Raw genomic sequence first — 16,125 nt, 5'->3', positions numbered from 1 at the left:
TAATTTGTAATCGCATAAAAAATCCTTGGTTATTAACTCAAAAATGAAATTGTTGTTTTTATTAAGAGCCTCAATGATTTCGGTTTCAAAACCATTGAGGCTTGCGGTGTTCCCGAACCGCGTACTCAGAATAGGGAGAACGGTTAGTAAGGTAAAATTGATAATATTTAGAAACCTCATCAAATTAATTGATAACTTTACGGGGCTAGGTAAAATGAACTCTATTGCTTATTGGGGCATGCTTTAACAATTGTGGGAATTGGGAAATACCCACTAATAATGGAGGACACTTTGCGCTACTCACTTAAGCAATTAGCGGTTTTCGACGCAGTTGCAGATACCGGCAGTGTAAGCCAAGCCGCAGAAAAATTGGCTTTGACACAATCAGCGACGAGCATGTCGCTTGCGCAATTAGAGAAGATGCTTGGCAGGCCGTTGTTTGAGAGGCAAGGCAAGCAAATGGCGTTAACCCATTGGGGGATGTGGTTACGACCAAAAGCAAAACGCTTGCTACAAGATGCATTGCAGATTGAAATGGGCTTCTATGAGCAACATTTATTGAGTGGTGAGATTCGTATGGGAGCGAGTCAAACCCCAGCAGAGCACTTAGTTCCCGACCTTATCAGTATCATTGATAATGACTTTCCAGAAATGCGTATTTCCCTCGGTGTACAAAGTACAAAAGGGGTGATTGATGGGGTATTAGATTACAAGTATGACTTAGGGATTATTGAAGGGCGCTGTGATGATAACCGTTTACACCAAGAAGTATGGTGTCGTGATCATCTTACTGTTGTCGCAGCTTCTCATCATCCTTTTGCGCGTAATCAGTCTGTTAGCCTTGCGCAGTTAGAGCAAGCGAAGTGGGTACTAAGAGAGCATGGCTCAGGCACACGAAAAACATTTGATAGTTCTATTCACCACCTTATTGAAGATTTGGATGTGTGGCGCGAGTACGAACACGTTCCGGTGTTACGTAGTTTAGTTGCTAATGGTCAGTACCTTACTTGCTTACCGTATTTAGATGTAGAGCGATATATAGAAGCAGGTCATCTTGTGGCATTAAATGTACCTGAGTTAAAAATGGAAAGGACGCTTTCATTTATATGGCGCTCAGATATGGCAGAAAACCCATTAGTCGACTGCATTAAAAGAGAGGGGCTGCGAATGATGAAAGGGAAGCCTTCAGTTCTTTAAAGGTTGATTAAACATGCCTACGAGATGAGTTGGGTTTATTCCCTAAATCTGTTGATTTATCGGTTGCGTCAAACTTTTAATGTAAATTGTGAAAATAATAATATCTTATTGTGATCAATATCACCGATAAGCTGAGCTGATGTATCTAACATGTGTCCTTGATTTCAATGTATGAAGGCAGTTATTGAACCATATAGGTACGATAATAGCCGAGTAGGTATGACTACCATGACGACACTTTTAGCTATTTCTATCACTACTGGAATTTTATCTGGCGTATGGGGTTGGATCGCCATCTCTTTAGGTTTACTTTCTTGGGCTGGTTTTTTAGGTTGCACGAGCTACTTTGCAGCGCCAACGAGCGGATTGAAAGGACTAGGCATCAGCTTAATCACCAATATGACAGGCGTATTCTGGGCAATGGTAATTATTCACGGTTCCACTTACGTGGGGTTGGAAATTATTGGCTATGTGATTACCGCTATTGTGGCATTCTTCATGTGTATTCAAGCTAAACAGGCTTGGCTCGCGTACATCCCTGGTACTTTTATTGGTTCATGCGCAACATTTGCGGCTGACGGAAACTGGCAACTTGTCATTCCATCGTTGTTGCTAGGTGGTGTGTTTGGCTATCTAATGAAAGCGACAGGGCTATGGTTGCATACGAAATCAACCGCTACTTCTTCTTCGCTTGCTGAGCAAGCACAGTAGTGAACCCCCGATCTTATTGGTATCCACTGTGTATTGAGTTTTATCCCTCTCAATACCCTTAATCAAAATTAATGATGTTTGATACAAGCACACCAAATTGGTGTGCTTTTTTTGTATTACAAGACAATACGCTGAGTGTGAAATACGCCTAACTCATGTATTGCCGTTGGCCATGGTAACAACGCGTTTAAGTGTCCAGCGCAGAAGTACAGGAATACACTCCATGCCTTTCTCTTCACAATGAGAAACAATAGCCAAAGCTAAATCCGGTTTTGCATGTTTTTTCAAAACACGATTTACGACTTTTTTAGCAGGGATAGGGTGGTCATGAGGAACTTTGATGATGTCCTTAAAGAAAAGTTCAAAACCATTGTTGTACAGAAAGTGCTCGATGTCTCGGTCGGGTAACTCCGTAAGTCGATGCCTTTCCTGATCATGGTCGAGCTGTGCTCGCACTGCATGCGCGTACTTTTTCCCTGCTGGGTCGCCATCGGTAACGACATGCCAATCAATACCAAACTCTTTTGCTACTTTGATGAGTGATTTTAGACCTGATTGAGCAAACTCAACGATTTGAACCCCTTCGGCAGCCAAGTCATACCCGCATTGACGAGCCAGTTCATGAAAAAGCCAAACTTCGGTTTCACCCTCAACAAGTAACCAGCACCGCGCAAATAATGCGCCTGAACGATGAAAACGAATATGGAAACCAATTCGGCGCAACTCATCTCGACCAAACTTTGTTGAGTTTAAACTCTTAGCGATGGTTCTGTCTGATAGCCGAATTAAACGTCGAATTGAATACAGTGGAACAGAACCGAGTAACGTGCCACTGTTGGTGGTTAATATCTTTTGCATTGGCAATAATTGCAATAAGGACCACGCTCTCGCTAGATGAGTTGGATGCAGTCGACCTTCTGGATCTTCAATGATCAGTATTGGTCTCGCACAGCGCCTTAAATCAGTGGGGCCCTTAGCTTGAAGATAGGCATTGAGTAACCCCATTAAGAGCAAGCGGCTTTGTTTGTCATTGGTTTCTTTCAAGAACTGACTCAAACCTTTATCAGAGGAAGGGCTTGTATAGAAAAGACCATCACGAGGTTTGCGTGGGTTACCTTTACTGACACTTCTGAACGCGAAATAGTGTTCAACAAGCGTTTGCATTGAGTCGAGGCTACTACGAATCTCACCTTTATTCACATGGCCAGGCATAGCCAATAAGCGTCGACAGGTGTTGTTGATTCGTTTTTCAATCCGAGCATTTTTACCATCGCCGTTGACATGGTTTAAATCAGGGAAGCGTCGGGAGTCACGTAGTCGGATTACAGGATGAAGTGTCATTAACTCAATAGCGAGTTTCTCTGAGTGGTGAAGTTTTTTGGGTTTGCCGTTATGATCCAAAAACGCGTACTCTGTATTAATGCCATGCTCATCGCGAGACGCACTAATACGATAGTAAATGACTTGCTCACCATCTTCGTTGGTACACCATGTAGGCTTTATGCGTCTGTAGCGTCCCGCTTTTACTTCGTTTTTATCCTGTGCTTTAAAACAAACAATGATCTGTAAGTGTTGTGTTTGTGGATGAGAAATTGAGTAGTCAACGTGAAAATCTTTCAGTTTGAATTGATACAATGAGCCATTGGCAGGTAATGCGATGGAAAGGGCATCGAGTAATGATGATTTGCCCCACGTGTTTTCACCGATAAGCGTGGTGAGTTCGTCAAAAGAGAGTGAAAGGCGTTTGATGCCTCTAAACCCGGAGATTTCGATGCGTTCTAGTCTCATCTCAATCCTCCTTGCAATTATTTGAATTATCGAGAGTTATTTTGCTACTCCTAAGCATATATGAATTCGAAATTTTTGAGTTAAGCTCAGTTCACAAAATTACGAGAGCCTCTTACTGAATAGAGACCGTTACAAGCGAGGCTTGCTTTCAAAGCCGGGGGACAGCATCGTGATCACTTAAACATGAAATCCTAAATCGCAGTTTCATAAAATTCATGATTCTGTCATGATTCACTTCTTATTATTATAAGGAATGAAAAAAGAGAAGATGAAGATGAATAACAATCATAAGCCAGTGAGAATCAAACTGGCACACATCAATGACACACATTCCTACTTTGAACCAACGTCATTACAGTTAAAGCTTAAGATAAACAATGAACTCACGCTAGAGCCTTATGTCAGTGCTGGCGGCTTTTCTCGTATCGCAACCCGAGTCGAGCAGTTAAGAGATGATGCTCAGCGCCAAGGTCACGGGATGTTGTTCCTCCATGCCGGAGATTGCTTCCAAGGCACGCTGTATTTCTCACTATTTAAAGGCAAAGCCAATGCCGACTTATTGAACGCATTAAAGATTGATGCAATGGCGTTAGGCAATCATGAATTAGATATGGGGAATGAGCCAGTTGCATTGTTTTGCCAACGTACTCAGTTCCCATTGCTTGCTGGCAACTGGGATTTATCCAATGAATCACTTAAAAAAACTCACCGTATCAGTGATTGCAAGGATGTATATAGTTACCAACCGGATACACAGAGCGCTCAATACATTGTTAAAGAATTCCATGGTGAGCGGGTCGCGATTTTCGGATTATCCATAGATAAAATGAGCGACATCGCAAACCCTGATGCAGACACGCCTTTTCACTCAGCAATTGAAACCGCCAAGGCGACCGTAAAACAAATCCATTCATCAGGTATAAAAAATATTATTCTACTGAGCCACTTAGGTTATGAAGGTGATTTAGAGTTAGCTGAGCAAGTCGAAGGTATTGGTATAATTGTTGGTGGACACAGCCACCGGTTGCAAGGTGATTTTTCATCAATAGGGTTAGGACAAGACGATCCCTACGGTATCAAAATTAATGATACCTATGTGGTGCAAGCCGGTTTCCATGCTTTGACAATGGGGCACTGCGTCATTGAGTTTGATGAACACGGTAAAGCAACGATGTTGAGTGGACAAAATGAACTGTTGCTTGGCCGACGTATTTTTTGGGACTCGACGCTAAACCAACAGCTCGACCAAGGTGTATTCGAAACCGCGTGCGACTTCATCCATGGTCAACCGAATGTCGTGGTTTGTAAGAAACACCCGGAAACTCAAGCTATCCTGAGCGATAAATATATTCCTCAGGTTAGGCAGTTACAGTCACAAGTCATTGCTAGTGTTGACACCAAAAAGCGTCATGTGAGAATTCCCGATGAATTTGGTGAGAGTGAGTTAGCTTCCTCCGTTGCCCGATCATTTCTGCACTGTTTAAACAAACGTGGATATGACGTTCAATTTGCAATTCATAATGCGGGTGGCGTGCGAACCTCTTTGAACCCTGGCAACATCACAGTGGCAGACATTGCCGGACGGCTGTTGCCTTTTGCCGTTCCTATCGGCTTTTACGATGTAAAAGGCAGCGCTATTCGCCGTGCACTTGAAGGCGCGATAAATAATGCACTCAACAATGGCGTAGAAGGCACTGGATCTGGCAGTTATCCGTACACTTACAATTTAAACTTCGAGTACCACGCAGATGCCCCAAAAGGTGAAAGAGTTCAATCATTAGTGATTTTTGATGGCAAACAATGGGTTGGTGTTCAAGATGATGTTTGGTATCGAGGGACTTCTTCTGCCTATACGATGAAAGGGAAAGAGGGGTACGACGCATTGCAGGAGATGAAAGGAGAAGGGCGTGTGACCAGTTTGTCCATGGCTGATTGTTTTATTGAACTCCTGACCGATGAGCCAAACTGTTTGAATCAAAGTCACAAACTTTACACAAAGCGACGTCGATAATAGATACTGGTATTGATTTTGCTGCTCTCCACTTACTACATGGGTTGATGAGGATGGCAGTATGTGGAATAAAGATTGGGCAGATACGGCAGTCGTGGTTGCCTGGATCGCAATTTGGTCAACACTGGTCTACTTTGTGCCTCTAAGCGGCTTTTGAATTGCTAAGAATGTGGATGTTACAAAAGGGAGCAGTAATGCTCCTTTTTTGTATCTATCTTCCCCGTTAGGGCCCTAACTAATGAAGAGTTTGTCTTGAGCCATTTGCTGCTTTTTGTCTGTTTACTATAGTTCAGGTGGTTGAATCCATTTCTTTCTTTTTATAGTGCTTCCTGATTTTTGATAAGAATTTTATTTCGATAAGACAAGGTTTTTTTGTTGGAAAGCCTGACGCTCGGCGTTATTATGTCGGCGTTTGGGGAGTAGTTAGCGCAAGTTTACTTATCGTCATCTCGTTAAGCATCAGCTTATCCGGTAAGTAAAGGTGTTACGTGGTTCATTCACGTCAACACTTCAACGAGACCAACGCATTCATTGACTAGCAGCACATAATCGTTATGTAGCTGTTGGTTGTTATTGTCTGCGGAAGGTCACCAAACGAAGTCCTTCCGCCATGGGAGGAAATATGTCTCTTATCGAAAATACCACCCAATTGAGCCAATCGGTGCCTCTTCAAGAATCATTAGCGATGTATGGTGCTTTTGGTTTATTTACCCTTGTTCTTGTTACGCTTGATATCTATCAAACACGTGGTGGCGCTATCACGATGAAAAAAGCCATCGTTTGGAGTGTTTTTTGGTTCTTGCTTGCCTTTGTTTTTGCAGGTTCTATTTATTTATTCTGGGACTTTTACGCGCCACATAGCGCTTATACGAACGACAAAGCAACGATTTCATTCTTAACTGGTTACTTACTAGAGAAGTCGCTAAGCGTGGATAACTTGTTTGTGTTTGCCATCATCTTTGCACAATACAGTGTGCCGGAGCATTTGCGTCCGAGAGCATTGCTTTGGGGGGTGATAGGTGCGCTAGTTTTACGCGCTGTCATGATTGCGGTTGGTGCTCAGTTACTTTCACAGTATCACTGGGTATTGTACTTATTTGCTGCTTTCCTTATTTGGACGGGTGTTAAGCTAGCTCGCGACAAAGGCGAAGCAGAAGAGGTTAATCCATATCCGGAGCAGTTGATTCGAAAGGTATTGCCAGTTACAGATGACTACCAAGGAAATCACTTAATCTTAAAGCAAGCTGGTAAGTGGGTGGCAACACCGATGCTGATCGTTGTTGGTGTCATTGCAGTAATGGACGTTATGTTTGCGTTGGATTCTATACCAGCTATATTCGCGGTAACACGAGAGCCATTTTTAGTCTTAGCCGCGAACGTATTTGCATTACTGGGTTTGCGATCGCTGTACTTTGTTCTTCAAGCAATGTTAGACAAGTTTGTATACTTAAAACCAGCATTATCAGTAATCATGATGTTTATCGGGGTAAAAATGCTATTGGTTGGAACAGAATATGAGATTCCTACAACATGGTCTCTCACATTTTTAGTTGTTGTGATGACATCGGCAGTGGTGGCATCACTCCTAAAAAATAAAGCGAAGCGTCAAACTAGCGTTAATATTACTAATCAAAAAATATAAAGTAAGCACAAAAATCAAAAGAAACAACGAAAAATATTGTTAAATATATGTTGTGAGTTAAGGGGCGATTATGCAGGTAATGTTCAGTTATTCAATGTAATTACAGTAATTGTGATTATTTATGCCGTTATTATTCATTTGTATTTTTGAGTTTTGTAATGAGTTTGTTTTATTAGAAATTCTAATTTGAATGGGTAAAATTTGTCATTTCTTAAACAATAAGAAACTGACTAATATACAACCAACTAAACAGACTACTGCTTTTAAAGAGAGGCAATCATGGCACAAGCAATGCAAATGACAAATGTAGCTTTACCAACCTCTATGGATAAGAAAACCTACGCGGTTAACTTCAAAGGACTGATTGCTCACTTACTGGACATTCTATTTGTAGATAACACTGCGCCACGCAGTTACTACGCAGAAGACTTGTCAGCACATATTCAAAAAGACATCGGTATGTACCGTTAATATTGAAATAATGTAAGAAATACCGGCCTATGAGCCGGTATTTTTTTATTTGTAAAACATGCCTACTCAACCTACGCCCTAGAAAAGAAACACTCTAGAGGAGGTAGACATGAGAGTAGATTAAGTGTTGTATAGAAAAACGGGGCACCATTGGTGCCCCGTTTTGACATGACTGAAGTGCGATATTACTTCTTGCGGCAGTATTCTGCGATCACGTACATCGACTGACCACCATTTGCCTTACCCGAAACTAGCTTTGGATCATCGCCAAGGCTAATGCCACGAATCACTGTACCTTGTTTGATTACTTGGTTAGTGCCTTTTACTGGTAGGTCTTTAATTACTGTTACATCGTCACCTTTCTTAAGTTCAGTGCCGTTACAGTCAACAGTTTTATCGTCAGCAGACATCCCTTTCATTGCCCAGTTCATTTGCTCTTCTTCCATGTACATCATGTCAAGAGCATCTTGAGCCCAGCTTTCTGTGTTTAGGCGAGTGAGTTGGCGCCATGCAGTCACTTGTACAGCAGGAACCTGGCTCCACATGCTTTCGTTTAGACAACGCCAGTGGTTAATGTCTTTTGGCTCATCGATCTCACCCAGACACTTATCACAAACCATGATGGCAGTATCAACCGTCACATTACCGTGAGGTGGGACAGCGTATGCAGTTAGTTGAGATTCAGAAGAACACAGTTCACATTTTGACTCGCAGCGCGCAAGCAGAGTAGCTTCAATAGACATAAGGACTCACCTTAGTAATGTTATTTTGTGGCGGTATTATCCACTTTATCCTGAGAAATAAAAGGGTGTTAGCGAATTAAAGACTAGATTTTACAATACTCCAACCTGATTAAGGTGAAGATGTAAAATATTCGCTAAATAAATAATACGGAAGTATAAAAGACACTATTAATTGTTTTGGCTTATGAATTGGTTGTGTCAATTTCTACAACGATTACAAGCCTAAAAGAGGTAAATGTAGAGAGAGGGTGGCTAGAACATAGCCCTCTAATTTACAGAGGGCCTGTCGTTAACGTTCGACAATCTGGACAATTTGCTCTTTTGAAATACTCATTTCTTTACCATCCATGTCTTCATACTCGTACATACCCGTTTCCTCGTTCAGGTCTGGTTTACCGTAAGAGGTAATAATTTTCCCTTCATTTGTCGACATCAGATATTGGCTACTTCCGCATGCAGCAAGAAGTAATACAGTGGCAATAACAGTCAATACGCGCATAGAGTTTTCCTTTTAAACAAGTGAGTTAGGCAAAGACATCGTTTTAACTATAGCAGAGGAAATATGAGTGGGTTTGAATAGAATTGAAATGAAAAAGCCCAGTAGAAACTGGGCTTTGGTAGGAAGGGTGTTGCGATTACTTCAAAACAGAAGTGTTAGTGACACCTGTTAGTGCGTCATCCATTAAGAAGTCAGTGTTTTCCATCTGCATCTCTACATGATGATCAATATCAGACAGAGTGCCATTTGGCGAAGCAAAAGTACTGTGCGATGCAGTAGCATTAAACTGTACAAAGCTCGCAGTTGCATTCACAGTAGTGTCCGTACTGTTCACAGTCTTCAATCCTAGCTTATTAGCGAGCGGTTCAGTACCCGCGAATGGTGCATTTGGAACGCTGTTTGGTACTGTGCTATCGCCATCCACTTCTGTCATAAAGAATGGTGTCGTTAGCGAACCAGATGCCACTAAATCTGAAGCGTTTGTGAACGGATCGACAGTGTCTAGTGTAGTCTGTGCTGCATAGATAAATTGTGAGAAACCTGCTTCTAGCGCTGCTACTTGAGCTTCCGTTGCCGCAGCCTCAAAAGCTTCGTAACATGTTTTATCTTCTAGATCCGCACATGATGCATCAGCGTAAGTCGCATAGTCTTTTGATGCTGCATAAGCGAGGTTATGTTTGATCTGAGGGCCGTAATTGTCTGAACCCAGTAACAAATTACCAATTTGTCCACCAGAGTTCTGTACTGATGCAGAACTAAAGGTGTACAGCGCATCCGCAGTAGGGCTGCCCAATGTATTGTTTGCTGCTGCGACGGCAGATGTAGCTACAATACCGCCAAGTGAATGACCTAGCATTTTGACTTTTGAACCCGTCATTGGGTTGAAGCCTTGCAGAGGACCTCCAGCTAAAAGACCGCCTTGAGCAGATACTACCAAGCTAGCGCGCAAACCTAACACATCCAGAACACTTTGACGTAGGTTGTCACGCGCAACGGCTAAATTGGAAAGATTTAGATAAGCCAGTACATTCGCATTTGCGGAACGTTGTTCATCTAAGCTGCGCGTACCATGAATAGGTAAGTCAATAGCGATAACTGCCACACCTGCTTTTACCATATTGAACGCGAACGCGTACGCATTCTCTTTCGCTGAGGTGATGCCGTGTTGATAAATCACAACGTCTGTCGCGACGCCAGATTTAGGTGTGAAGACCAGTACTTCGACATCTTCAACCGATTTCACTACGGGAACAGGCGAGTAGCGAGTAATAATACGCTCACTATCAAGCTGAGTACCATCGGTAAGAGTAAGCTTAGCTCCAACAAGTTTTAGCTGCTCTGTAGGATCTGTAGCAAGCTTTGTCACATCAACAGGATCATTTGCAAAAACGCCTGTTGATAGCTGCTGAACCATGTTTGCTTGCTCGTTCGGATCCGCTAATGCTGCGCTTAGCTTCGCTAGGCTTGGCATCGCAGATACCATTGGTTGCATGTTCCAGCTTGTGCCTTTTTCCAGATAATGAGGCAGTCTTACCACACCTTGTGTCACGCTTACATCGGCACCTGATTGCATGTAAAGGCCTTTAATTGCCGTTTTAGCTGCGTCTAGATCGCTAATGTATTTACTAAAGTCATCGTCAGAGTCTAGCGCAGTGCTAAAGTCTTGGGTTTCACCGAGCGTTATTGTGTAGGCCGTTGATAAGTCTACTGAACCTTCGTTTGAGTCATTTTTGTAAACGGTATTTAGTGTGTTTGCGCCGGTAGAAAAACCAGTAGCGGTTACTCCTTTGACTGCCGCTAACGTATCACCTACTGACTGGGTGCTGAACCATGAAGAATAAACGATGTCTGCAGGGTTTACTTTGGCAATATCAAAAATGCCTTCAACCGCCTGAGTGACTGCTTGAACAGAAGCAAGAGCACCAGTTTCATAAACGATTTCTTTCGATTTACCTGTCGCGTAACTGGCTGATGTACCGATTGGCTCACCATTCACGTCAGTAACATCTTGTGTAACCGCAAAAATGTACTCGCTTGACTCATCAAGTGAAGCCAAGAACTGGATGTATAGAGAGTTACCTTTTGCTTGAACTACGTAGTCTTGGTTCTGAACGAGTACCTCTTCGATTGGGTTAGATTTACCGTCCCACTCGGTTAAGCGTTGGTTAATCTTGATGACTTTAACACCAGACGGCAACATGCCCGTTGCAAAACCATCGCCGTTGAAGTTAAGAACGATTGGCATAGACGTTGACCATCCATCCATCGTATTCATCGAGGCTCTAGGGTTGGTTAAAGCATCATCGCCATCAGTTGGCAGACCAAGCGTACCATCGCTTGTGTCCATTAATAAGTAAGATGGTGCCGGTACATCTGCGTTCGCTCCTTGAAGCGTAAAACTGATGGATGTTTCGCGATCAAGCAATGCTTGCACTTCATCTTCAAATTGAACTTTGTCGGAAGTACCAGAGCTGGAAGTATCATCACCACAACCAGCAAGAAGGATTGCAGAACAAAGCATTGATAATTTAAACGTGTGTTTCATTGGTTTACTCCGTAATCCCATTATTTGAAGGTGTAGTTCATCTGTACCGCGCTGATGTAAGCAGTACCTTCTGAGTCAAACTTAATCTCTTCACCCAGAGCATTTGTCTCAGTGAAAGAGCCTGATTTACTCTTAACAAGTGCAAAGCCTGCATCGAAAGTTAAATTCTCATTCATTGCGTAAGTTAGGCCCGCGCTGTACCAAAAACGGTCACTGTCAGGGATACTCAATGTCGCTTCACCTGCTTGTTCGTCGTACGCAAAACCTGCACGGAATGTCCAATCCGCATTGAGGGTGTAAGTTGCACCAATAGAATAACGGTTGTTGTCTTCGTATTTCTCTGGTTTGTAGAAACATTGACCAGCAGTTCCATCATTACATTGAGGACTCGTCGCTTTCAGTTCTTTAAATGTGCTCCAATCGGTCTGTTGCCAGCCGTAATGTACTGCCCATTGTTCATTCAGTTGATGGAAAGCCGATAATTCGATAATTGAAGGGAGAGAGATTTTTAAACGGCCATCCACTTTTGGTGATGGAGCTCGGCCTGAGTCGTAACTACTAAACTCACCGTCGTCAAAATCTAGATCAACTTTAGAACGGTAACCAAAGCCAAAACGGTTGTTTTCATTTAGCTCGTACAAAGCGCCAATATTCCAACCCCAAGCAAAAGTTTCGCCTTCCATGCCGACAAGGTTATCGGACTTATTACCACCTAAAATACGGGCGAGTGCGCCTTTGTGGCGAGTCAGCTCTGCTTCAGCGTAAACTAGGTTGATACCACCACCGACACTGAAAGACTCGTTGATACGGTAAGCGACATTAGGGTTGATGTTTACTGAAAGTAGGGAAGTGTCACCCGCCATATCACCTGCGGAAATATCATTTGGATAGTCAGTGGCAACACCGTATGTTGTGAACATACCGATACCCCAAGCCCAGTTATCATTGATAGGGCTGATGTAATAACCTGCTGGCACGATCTGTAAAGGGGCGACATCTTTCGCGTGTTCATTGTTTACAGTGTCGTACACATCGACTTCAGGGTCGATGATAGATAACGCGCCCGAAAATTGAGCTTCTTTGAAAAGTGTCATTGCTGCAGGGTTACGGGCAAGGACGCTGGCATTATCTGCGACAGCCCCTTCACCTGAAAATGCTCGACCAAGACCAGATGCCGAATGTTCAGCTACCTGGAAGCCCGCTGAGTGGGCATTACACGCAAACAATATTGAAATTGTAAGCAGAGAGCAGTGCTTCTTGTTCATCCTTGACCCTCCTAGGGTGTCATAATGCTGGACCGAAGTCCTTGTAATTGTTGTGTGGTACTTACACCAATTGTTAATACGCGAAATACAACGGTGATGTAAATGTAATGTTAATTGTATGTTTAATAACTTGTCAAAGTTTGAGCGTATTTTGCGTTTTAAATATGATGCATAGGTCAAACGATGGCTTGTAAGGGCATGTATTATCGTTATATTTTTGAAGAGAATGGTACGACCAGAATTGTTTTGCGAGCTTTATAGTTAAATAACGATCAAATCAAGAGATAGCTCGCTTTGCTGTTTCTTCACTTCACAGGCATAATTCGCGCTCGCTATGTAGTTATTCAATAGACGCAATAGGAACCGCATTGGAATTACTGAATGTTGAATTTTTAGGTCGTTCGCTAAGGCTCGAAGGATCGATGGCTGGGTGGCAGCAGTTATATTGGGATAATACGTTGGTGTCTCAAATCGATGCCAGTGACAATACCGCAGAGACTTGTCTACACCAGTTTAAGCTCTCTGCGGGTGAGGAAATCCTGAACTGTCATTTAGAGTGTTCTTTAACATGGCAACCGTTTGAATTGAGTTACAAGGTCACAATTAACGGTGAGCTCGTCAACGAAGGTTGTCGAAATGAAAAAGACATCGAGCGCCAAGTGCCAGAAGTTACGCCACCATCCGAAAAGCGTCTAAGTGTAATAGGCCTCGTATCTCTTGGGATGAAAGCACTTAAAAGTGCGAAAGTTATTAAAGTGGCGTTAGCGTCTGCAAGTCTCGCTGCATATTCTTGGCTATTTTCCATCGAGTTCGCGCTAGCGTTGATCGCTTGTTTGGTTTTCCATGAATATGGTCACATTAGAGCGATGAAGTATTTTGGAATGAAGACCAAAGGGATCTATTTGATTCCATTCCTAGGTGGTTTGGCGCTAAGTGACGAAAAGATAAACACGCGCTGGCAGGATGTGGTTATCTCAATCATGGGACCATTTTTCGGTTTAGTTCTTAGTGTTGTTTTTACTTTGCTTTATTGGATGACTGGTGAGGTGATCTTCGCTGGGCTTGCTGTGTTTAACGCCTTGCTAAACCTATTTAATCTGCTGCCTATTTTACCATTAGATGGTGGCCATGTGCTCAAAAGTATTACCTTCTCAATGAATACTTGGGTCGGGTTAGTTGGCAGTATTGCGACCGCTTTATTAGGCATTTTTATCAGTTACTATTTCGGTCTGACATTGCTAGGATTTTTATTGTTAATGGGAATGTTAGAAGTGGTGATGGAATGGAGAGCTCGACATCAAAGCCATTTATTGCCATTAACCCGTTATGGGCAGCTATTCTCACTGGCTTGGTACTTGGTCTCTGTCGGAGGTTTTGTTTCTATCATCTGGTATTTTGCCACTCTCGGAGATAGTTTGTTAAGTTTGCCGCTACAGATATTGGGCACTTGATTAGAATCATTAAAAAGCTCCCTAGGGAGCTTTTTGTTATTTGGCAAGTTAAGTAGGTAGACGATAGTAGCAATCAATTAGCCGCATCTTGGTGCTTTCGCGTTATACTCAGGCAGCTTATTTATGGTTGCTTGTAAATCTTTAATGCGCGTACTGTGCGATGGGTGGGTTGAGAAGAATTCAGGTGGTTGAGAGCCACCTGATGCAGCACTCATATTTTTCCATAAATCGACACTTTGACGTGGGTCGAAACCTGCTTTTGCCATGAATTCCAGCCCGACAATATCAGCCTCGGATTCCTGAGTACGACCGTATGGCAAGATAACACCGTATTGAACACCGACACCAAGTGCCGCCATCGTCATTTGTTGATACTGTTTGTACTCGGAAGCGCCAATGGCAACGTTTGCTAGAGACAACCCTGCATTTGCTAACTGACTTTGTGAAAGACGTTCATTACTGTGGTCAGCGAGGACGTGAGCGACTTCGTGACCAATAACTGTTGCCAACTGATCTTGGTTTTTCGCGACATCTAAAAGCCCGGTATACACGCCGATCTTCCCACCTGGTAGAGCAAACGCATTGACTTGTTCACTATCAAAAACAACGACTTCCCAGTCTTTAAATCCAGATTGAGCGGGAATGGTGTCAGTGATGTGTTTGGCAACGCATTGAACGTAGGCATTCGTTTTGCGGTCTTTGCTGATTGGGATATCTTTCTTCATTTGTTCGAAAGATTTAGCGCCAAGCGATGACATTTCCTGATCTGAAAACATCAGGATCTGGTTGCGACCCGTCGGTGATGCGCTACACGCTGTTAAACCCGCGATAGTTAAAAGAGCAGAGGCTTTCATCCATACCTTCATAACAGGCTCCATTTAATTTTTTGTTTTGAAGCAATAGTATATACCCAAATAGTAACATGATGCATGGATCAAGTTATTCATCTGATTAATAAAGAAGGTGAGATGTTACGTCTTGAAGTTATGCCCAAGTAGCGTCTATGCTAGCTTCCTAGCACATCGTTACAACCTAACAAACCAGTTTGTGAAACTAAGAGTAAAGCAATGAGTATATGGAAAAAGCCTGTAAGCATAGAGATTCTGAATGCCACGTCAAAAAATACCCTGATCGAGCACCTACAAATTAAATATACAGATTTCACTGACGACTCCCTTACAGCAACCATGCCCGTATGCAGCTTTACTCATCAACCTTTAGGAATGCTTCACGGTGGTGCATCAGTCGTGCTCGCAGAAACATTAGGCTCATTGGCTGCAAACTTCTCTGTCGATGAGGGCAGCTACTGCGTCGGTTTAGATATTAACGCGAACCATGTGCGAGCCATGCGAAGTGGTCATGTGATTGGTACGGCAAAACCGCTTCATCTGGGTATTTCAACGCAAGTGTGGCAAATCGATATCACTGATGAGCGAGGCCGTTTAGTGTGTACCAGTCGCTTGACCATCGCTGTGAAACAACATAAAACAAAGTCGGTATAAACTAAGATGGTGATTGAGTTTTCATTAGGAAAAATCATTGCAACCCAGCGTGAAATAGTGATTAAGATCTCCGGCAGCGCAATGGTAACCTTGCAAGCGCAAACCGATGCAATTCAGTTGCTGGGTAGAGGAGCGAACGTTGTTTTATCTCATGGAGCAGAGTGCAAATGGTCTATCAAGCTGGACAGCGAGGAACAACTGGCCGAACTTTCGCGAGAAATTGGTATCGATATTCAATAATTTATAGTGTGATGTTTGCACTTTTTGGTAAAAATGAGGAAACTTAGCTTATCGACAACA

Annotated in this window: 14 protein-coding genes; 8 read left to right on the top strand and 6 right to left on the bottom strand. The window is 42.8% G+C overall.

All coding sequences use genetic code 11. From position 1 onward, the window contains the following. The first annotated feature begins 291 nt into the window (after nucleotides 1–291). Together R7E00_RS04440 and R7E00_RS04435 are read left to right on the top strand one after the other, a co-directional pair. Nucleotides 292–1,197: a LysR substrate-binding domain-containing protein gene (locus R7E00_RS04440; RefSeq protein WP_005376369.1), complete on the top strand. Its 906-nt coding sequence runs from the start codon at nucleotides 292–294 to the stop codon at nucleotides 1,195–1,197. 228 nt (nucleotides 1,198–1,425) lie between these two features. Next, nucleotides 1,426–1,908 carry a DUF1097 domain-containing protein gene (locus tag R7E00_RS04435; protein WP_017634175.1) on the top strand — a complete coding sequence of 161 codons (483 nt, stop codon included), beginning with the start codon at nucleotides 1,426–1,428 and terminating at the stop codon, nucleotides 1,906–1,908. Between the two features lie 153 nt (nucleotides 1,909–2,061). Here the strand turns inward: R7E00_RS04435 and R7E00_RS04430 are convergent, their stop codons facing one another. Beyond that, the gene (locus R7E00_RS04430; RefSeq protein ID WP_047103581.1) at nucleotides 2,062–3,696 is read right to left on the bottom strand and encodes an ATP-dependent endonuclease; all 1,635 of its coding nucleotides are present in this window, start codon (nucleotides 3,694–3,696) and stop codon (nucleotides 2,062–2,064) included. 268 nt (nucleotides 3,697–3,964) lie between these two features. Between R7E00_RS04430 and R7E00_RS04425 the strand changes: the two genes are divergently transcribed. From R7E00_RS04425 to R7E00_RS04415, 3 genes are all read left to right on the top strand, one after another. Next, on the top strand, nucleotides 3,965–5,707 hold the full coding sequence (locus R7E00_RS04425; protein ID WP_262606040.1) for a bifunctional metallophosphatase/5'-nucleotidase: 1,743 nt from the start codon (nucleotides 3,965–3,967) through the stop codon (nucleotides 5,705–5,707). A gap of 622 nt (nucleotides 5,708–6,329) precedes the next feature. Continuing rightward, nucleotides 6,330–7,349 carry a TerC family protein gene (locus R7E00_RS04420; RefSeq protein WP_053307682.1) on the top strand — a complete coding sequence of 340 codons (1,020 nt, stop codon included), beginning with the start codon at nucleotides 6,330–6,332 and terminating at the stop codon, nucleotides 7,347–7,349. 279 nt (nucleotides 7,350–7,628) lie between these two features. Further along, entirely contained in the window at nucleotides 7,629–7,820 is a 192-nt protein-coding gene (locus R7E00_RS04415) for a hypothetical protein (RefSeq protein WP_005376351.1), read from the top strand. 185 nt (nucleotides 7,821–8,005) lie between these two features. On the opposite strand, the gene R7E00_RS04410 is transcribed toward R7E00_RS04415, so the two are convergent. The 4 genes from R7E00_RS04410 to R7E00_RS04395 all read right to left on the bottom strand — a co-directional run bounded on the left by R7E00_RS04410 (nucleotide 8,006) and on the right by R7E00_RS04395 (nucleotide 12,872). Further along, nucleotides 8,006–8,563 (bottom strand): PhnA domain-containing protein, encoded by a 558-nt coding sequence (locus tag R7E00_RS04410; protein ID WP_005376350.1) that lies wholly within the window; start codon nucleotides 8,561–8,563, stop codon nucleotides 8,006–8,008. A gap of 289 nt (nucleotides 8,564–8,852) precedes the next feature. Next, nucleotides 8,853–9,062 carry a YgdI/YgdR family lipoprotein gene (locus tag R7E00_RS04405; RefSeq protein WP_005376349.1) on the bottom strand — a complete coding sequence of 70 codons (210 nt, stop codon included), beginning with the start codon at nucleotides 9,060–9,062 and terminating at the stop codon, nucleotides 8,853–8,855. 136 nt (nucleotides 9,063–9,198) lie between these two features. After that, entirely contained in the window at nucleotides 9,199–11,607 is a 2,409-nt protein-coding gene (locus tag R7E00_RS04400) for a VolA/Pla-1 family phospholipase (RefSeq protein WP_262606039.1), read from the bottom strand. A 20-nt stretch (nucleotides 11,608–11,627) separates the two neighbouring features. After that, complete coding sequence (locus R7E00_RS04395; RefSeq protein ID WP_161442135.1) at nucleotides 11,628–12,872, bottom strand: outer membrane protein transport protein; 1,245 nt, start codon at nucleotides 12,870–12,872, stop codon at nucleotides 11,628–11,630. Nucleotides 12,873–13,294: 422 nt separating this feature from the next. Here R7E00_RS04395 and R7E00_RS04390 point away from each other — a divergent pair, with 422 nt between their 5' ends. Continuing rightward, nucleotides 13,295–14,323 carry a site-2 protease family protein gene (locus tag R7E00_RS04390; RefSeq protein ID WP_042520855.1) on the top strand — a complete coding sequence of 343 codons (1,029 nt, stop codon included), beginning with the start codon at nucleotides 13,295–13,297 and terminating at the stop codon, nucleotides 14,321–14,323. 77 nt (nucleotides 14,324–14,400) lie between these two features. Here R7E00_RS04390 and R7E00_RS04385 read toward each other — a convergent pair whose 3' ends face one another. Further along, nucleotides 14,401–15,189, bottom strand: a complete 789-nt coding sequence (locus R7E00_RS04385; RefSeq protein WP_262606038.1) for a M48 family metallopeptidase — start codon at nucleotides 15,187–15,189, stop codon at nucleotides 14,401–14,403. Nucleotides 15,190–15,390: 201 nt separating this feature from the next. On the opposite strand from R7E00_RS04385, the gene R7E00_RS04380 reads away from it, so the two are divergent. Both R7E00_RS04380 and R7E00_RS04375 read left to right on the top strand, forming a co-directional pair. Further along, nucleotides 15,391–15,825 carry a hotdog fold thioesterase gene (locus R7E00_RS04380; RefSeq protein WP_005376340.1) on the top strand — a complete coding sequence of 145 codons (435 nt, stop codon included), beginning with the start codon at nucleotides 15,391–15,393 and terminating at the stop codon, nucleotides 15,823–15,825. Nucleotides 15,826–15,831: 6 nt separating this feature from the next. Continuing rightward, the gene (locus R7E00_RS04375) at nucleotides 15,832–16,065 is read left to right on the top strand and encodes a DUF3389 domain-containing protein (RefSeq protein WP_054575175.1); all 234 of its coding nucleotides are present in this window, start codon (nucleotides 15,832–15,834) and stop codon (nucleotides 16,063–16,065) included. Nucleotides 16,066–16,125: the final 60 nt, after the last annotated feature.

The sequence above is a fragment of the Vibrio sp. Vb1755 genome (genome assembly GCF_033338635.1).
Classification (GTDB): domain Bacteria; phylum Pseudomonadota; class Gammaproteobacteria; order Enterobacterales; family Vibrionaceae; genus Vibrio; species Vibrio alginolyticus.
This window is presented reverse-complemented; position numbering and strand designations above follow the sequence as displayed.

What these genes read in the sequence shown, in the direction of transcription:
- R7E00_RS04405 (WP_005376349.1), bottom strand. Translation starts at nt 9,062, where the DNA reads ATGCGCGTATTGACTGTTATTGCCACTGTATTACTTCTTGCTGCATGC.
- R7E00_RS04425 (WP_262606040.1), top strand. Translation starts at nt 3,965, where the DNA reads ATGAAGATGAATAACAATCATAAGCCAGTGAGAATCAAACTGGCACAC.
- R7E00_RS04410 (WP_005376350.1), bottom strand. Translation starts at nt 8,563, where the DNA reads ATGTCTATTGAAGCTACTCTGCTTGCGCGCTGCGAGTCAAAATGTGAA.
- R7E00_RS04375 (WP_054575175.1), top strand. Translation starts at nt 15,832, where the DNA reads ATGGTGATTGAGTTTTCATTAGGAAAAATCATTGCAACCCAGCGTGAA.
- R7E00_RS04400 (WP_262606039.1), bottom strand. Translation starts at nt 11,607, where the DNA reads ATGAAACACACGTTTAAATTATCAATGCTTTGTTCTGCAATCCTTCTT.
- R7E00_RS04420 (WP_053307682.1), top strand. Translation starts at nt 6,330, where the DNA reads ATGTCTCTTATCGAAAATACCACCCAATTGAGCCAATCGGTGCCTCTT.
- R7E00_RS04380 (WP_005376340.1), top strand. Translation starts at nt 15,391, where the DNA reads ATGAGTATATGGAAAAAGCCTGTAAGCATAGAGATTCTGAATGCCACG.
- R7E00_RS04385 (WP_262606038.1), bottom strand. Translation starts at nt 15,189, where the DNA reads ATGAAGGTATGGATGAAAGCCTCTGCTCTTTTAACTATCGCGGGTTTA.
- R7E00_RS04415 (WP_005376351.1), top strand. Translation starts at nt 7,629, where the DNA reads ATGGCACAAGCAATGCAAATGACAAATGTAGCTTTACCAACCTCTATG.
- R7E00_RS04435 (WP_017634175.1), top strand. Translation starts at nt 1,426, where the DNA reads ATGACGACACTTTTAGCTATTTCTATCACTACTGGAATTTTATCTGGC.
- R7E00_RS04395 (WP_161442135.1), bottom strand. Translation starts at nt 12,872, where the DNA reads ATGAACAAGAAGCACTGCTCTCTGCTTACAATTTCAATATTGTTTGCG.
- R7E00_RS04430 (WP_047103581.1), bottom strand. Translation starts at nt 3,696, where the DNA reads ATGAGACTAGAACGCATCGAAATCTCCGGGTTTAGAGGCATCAAACGC.
- R7E00_RS04390 (WP_042520855.1), top strand. Translation starts at nt 13,295, where the DNA reads ATGGCTGGGTGGCAGCAGTTATATTGGGATAATACGTTGGTGTCTCAA.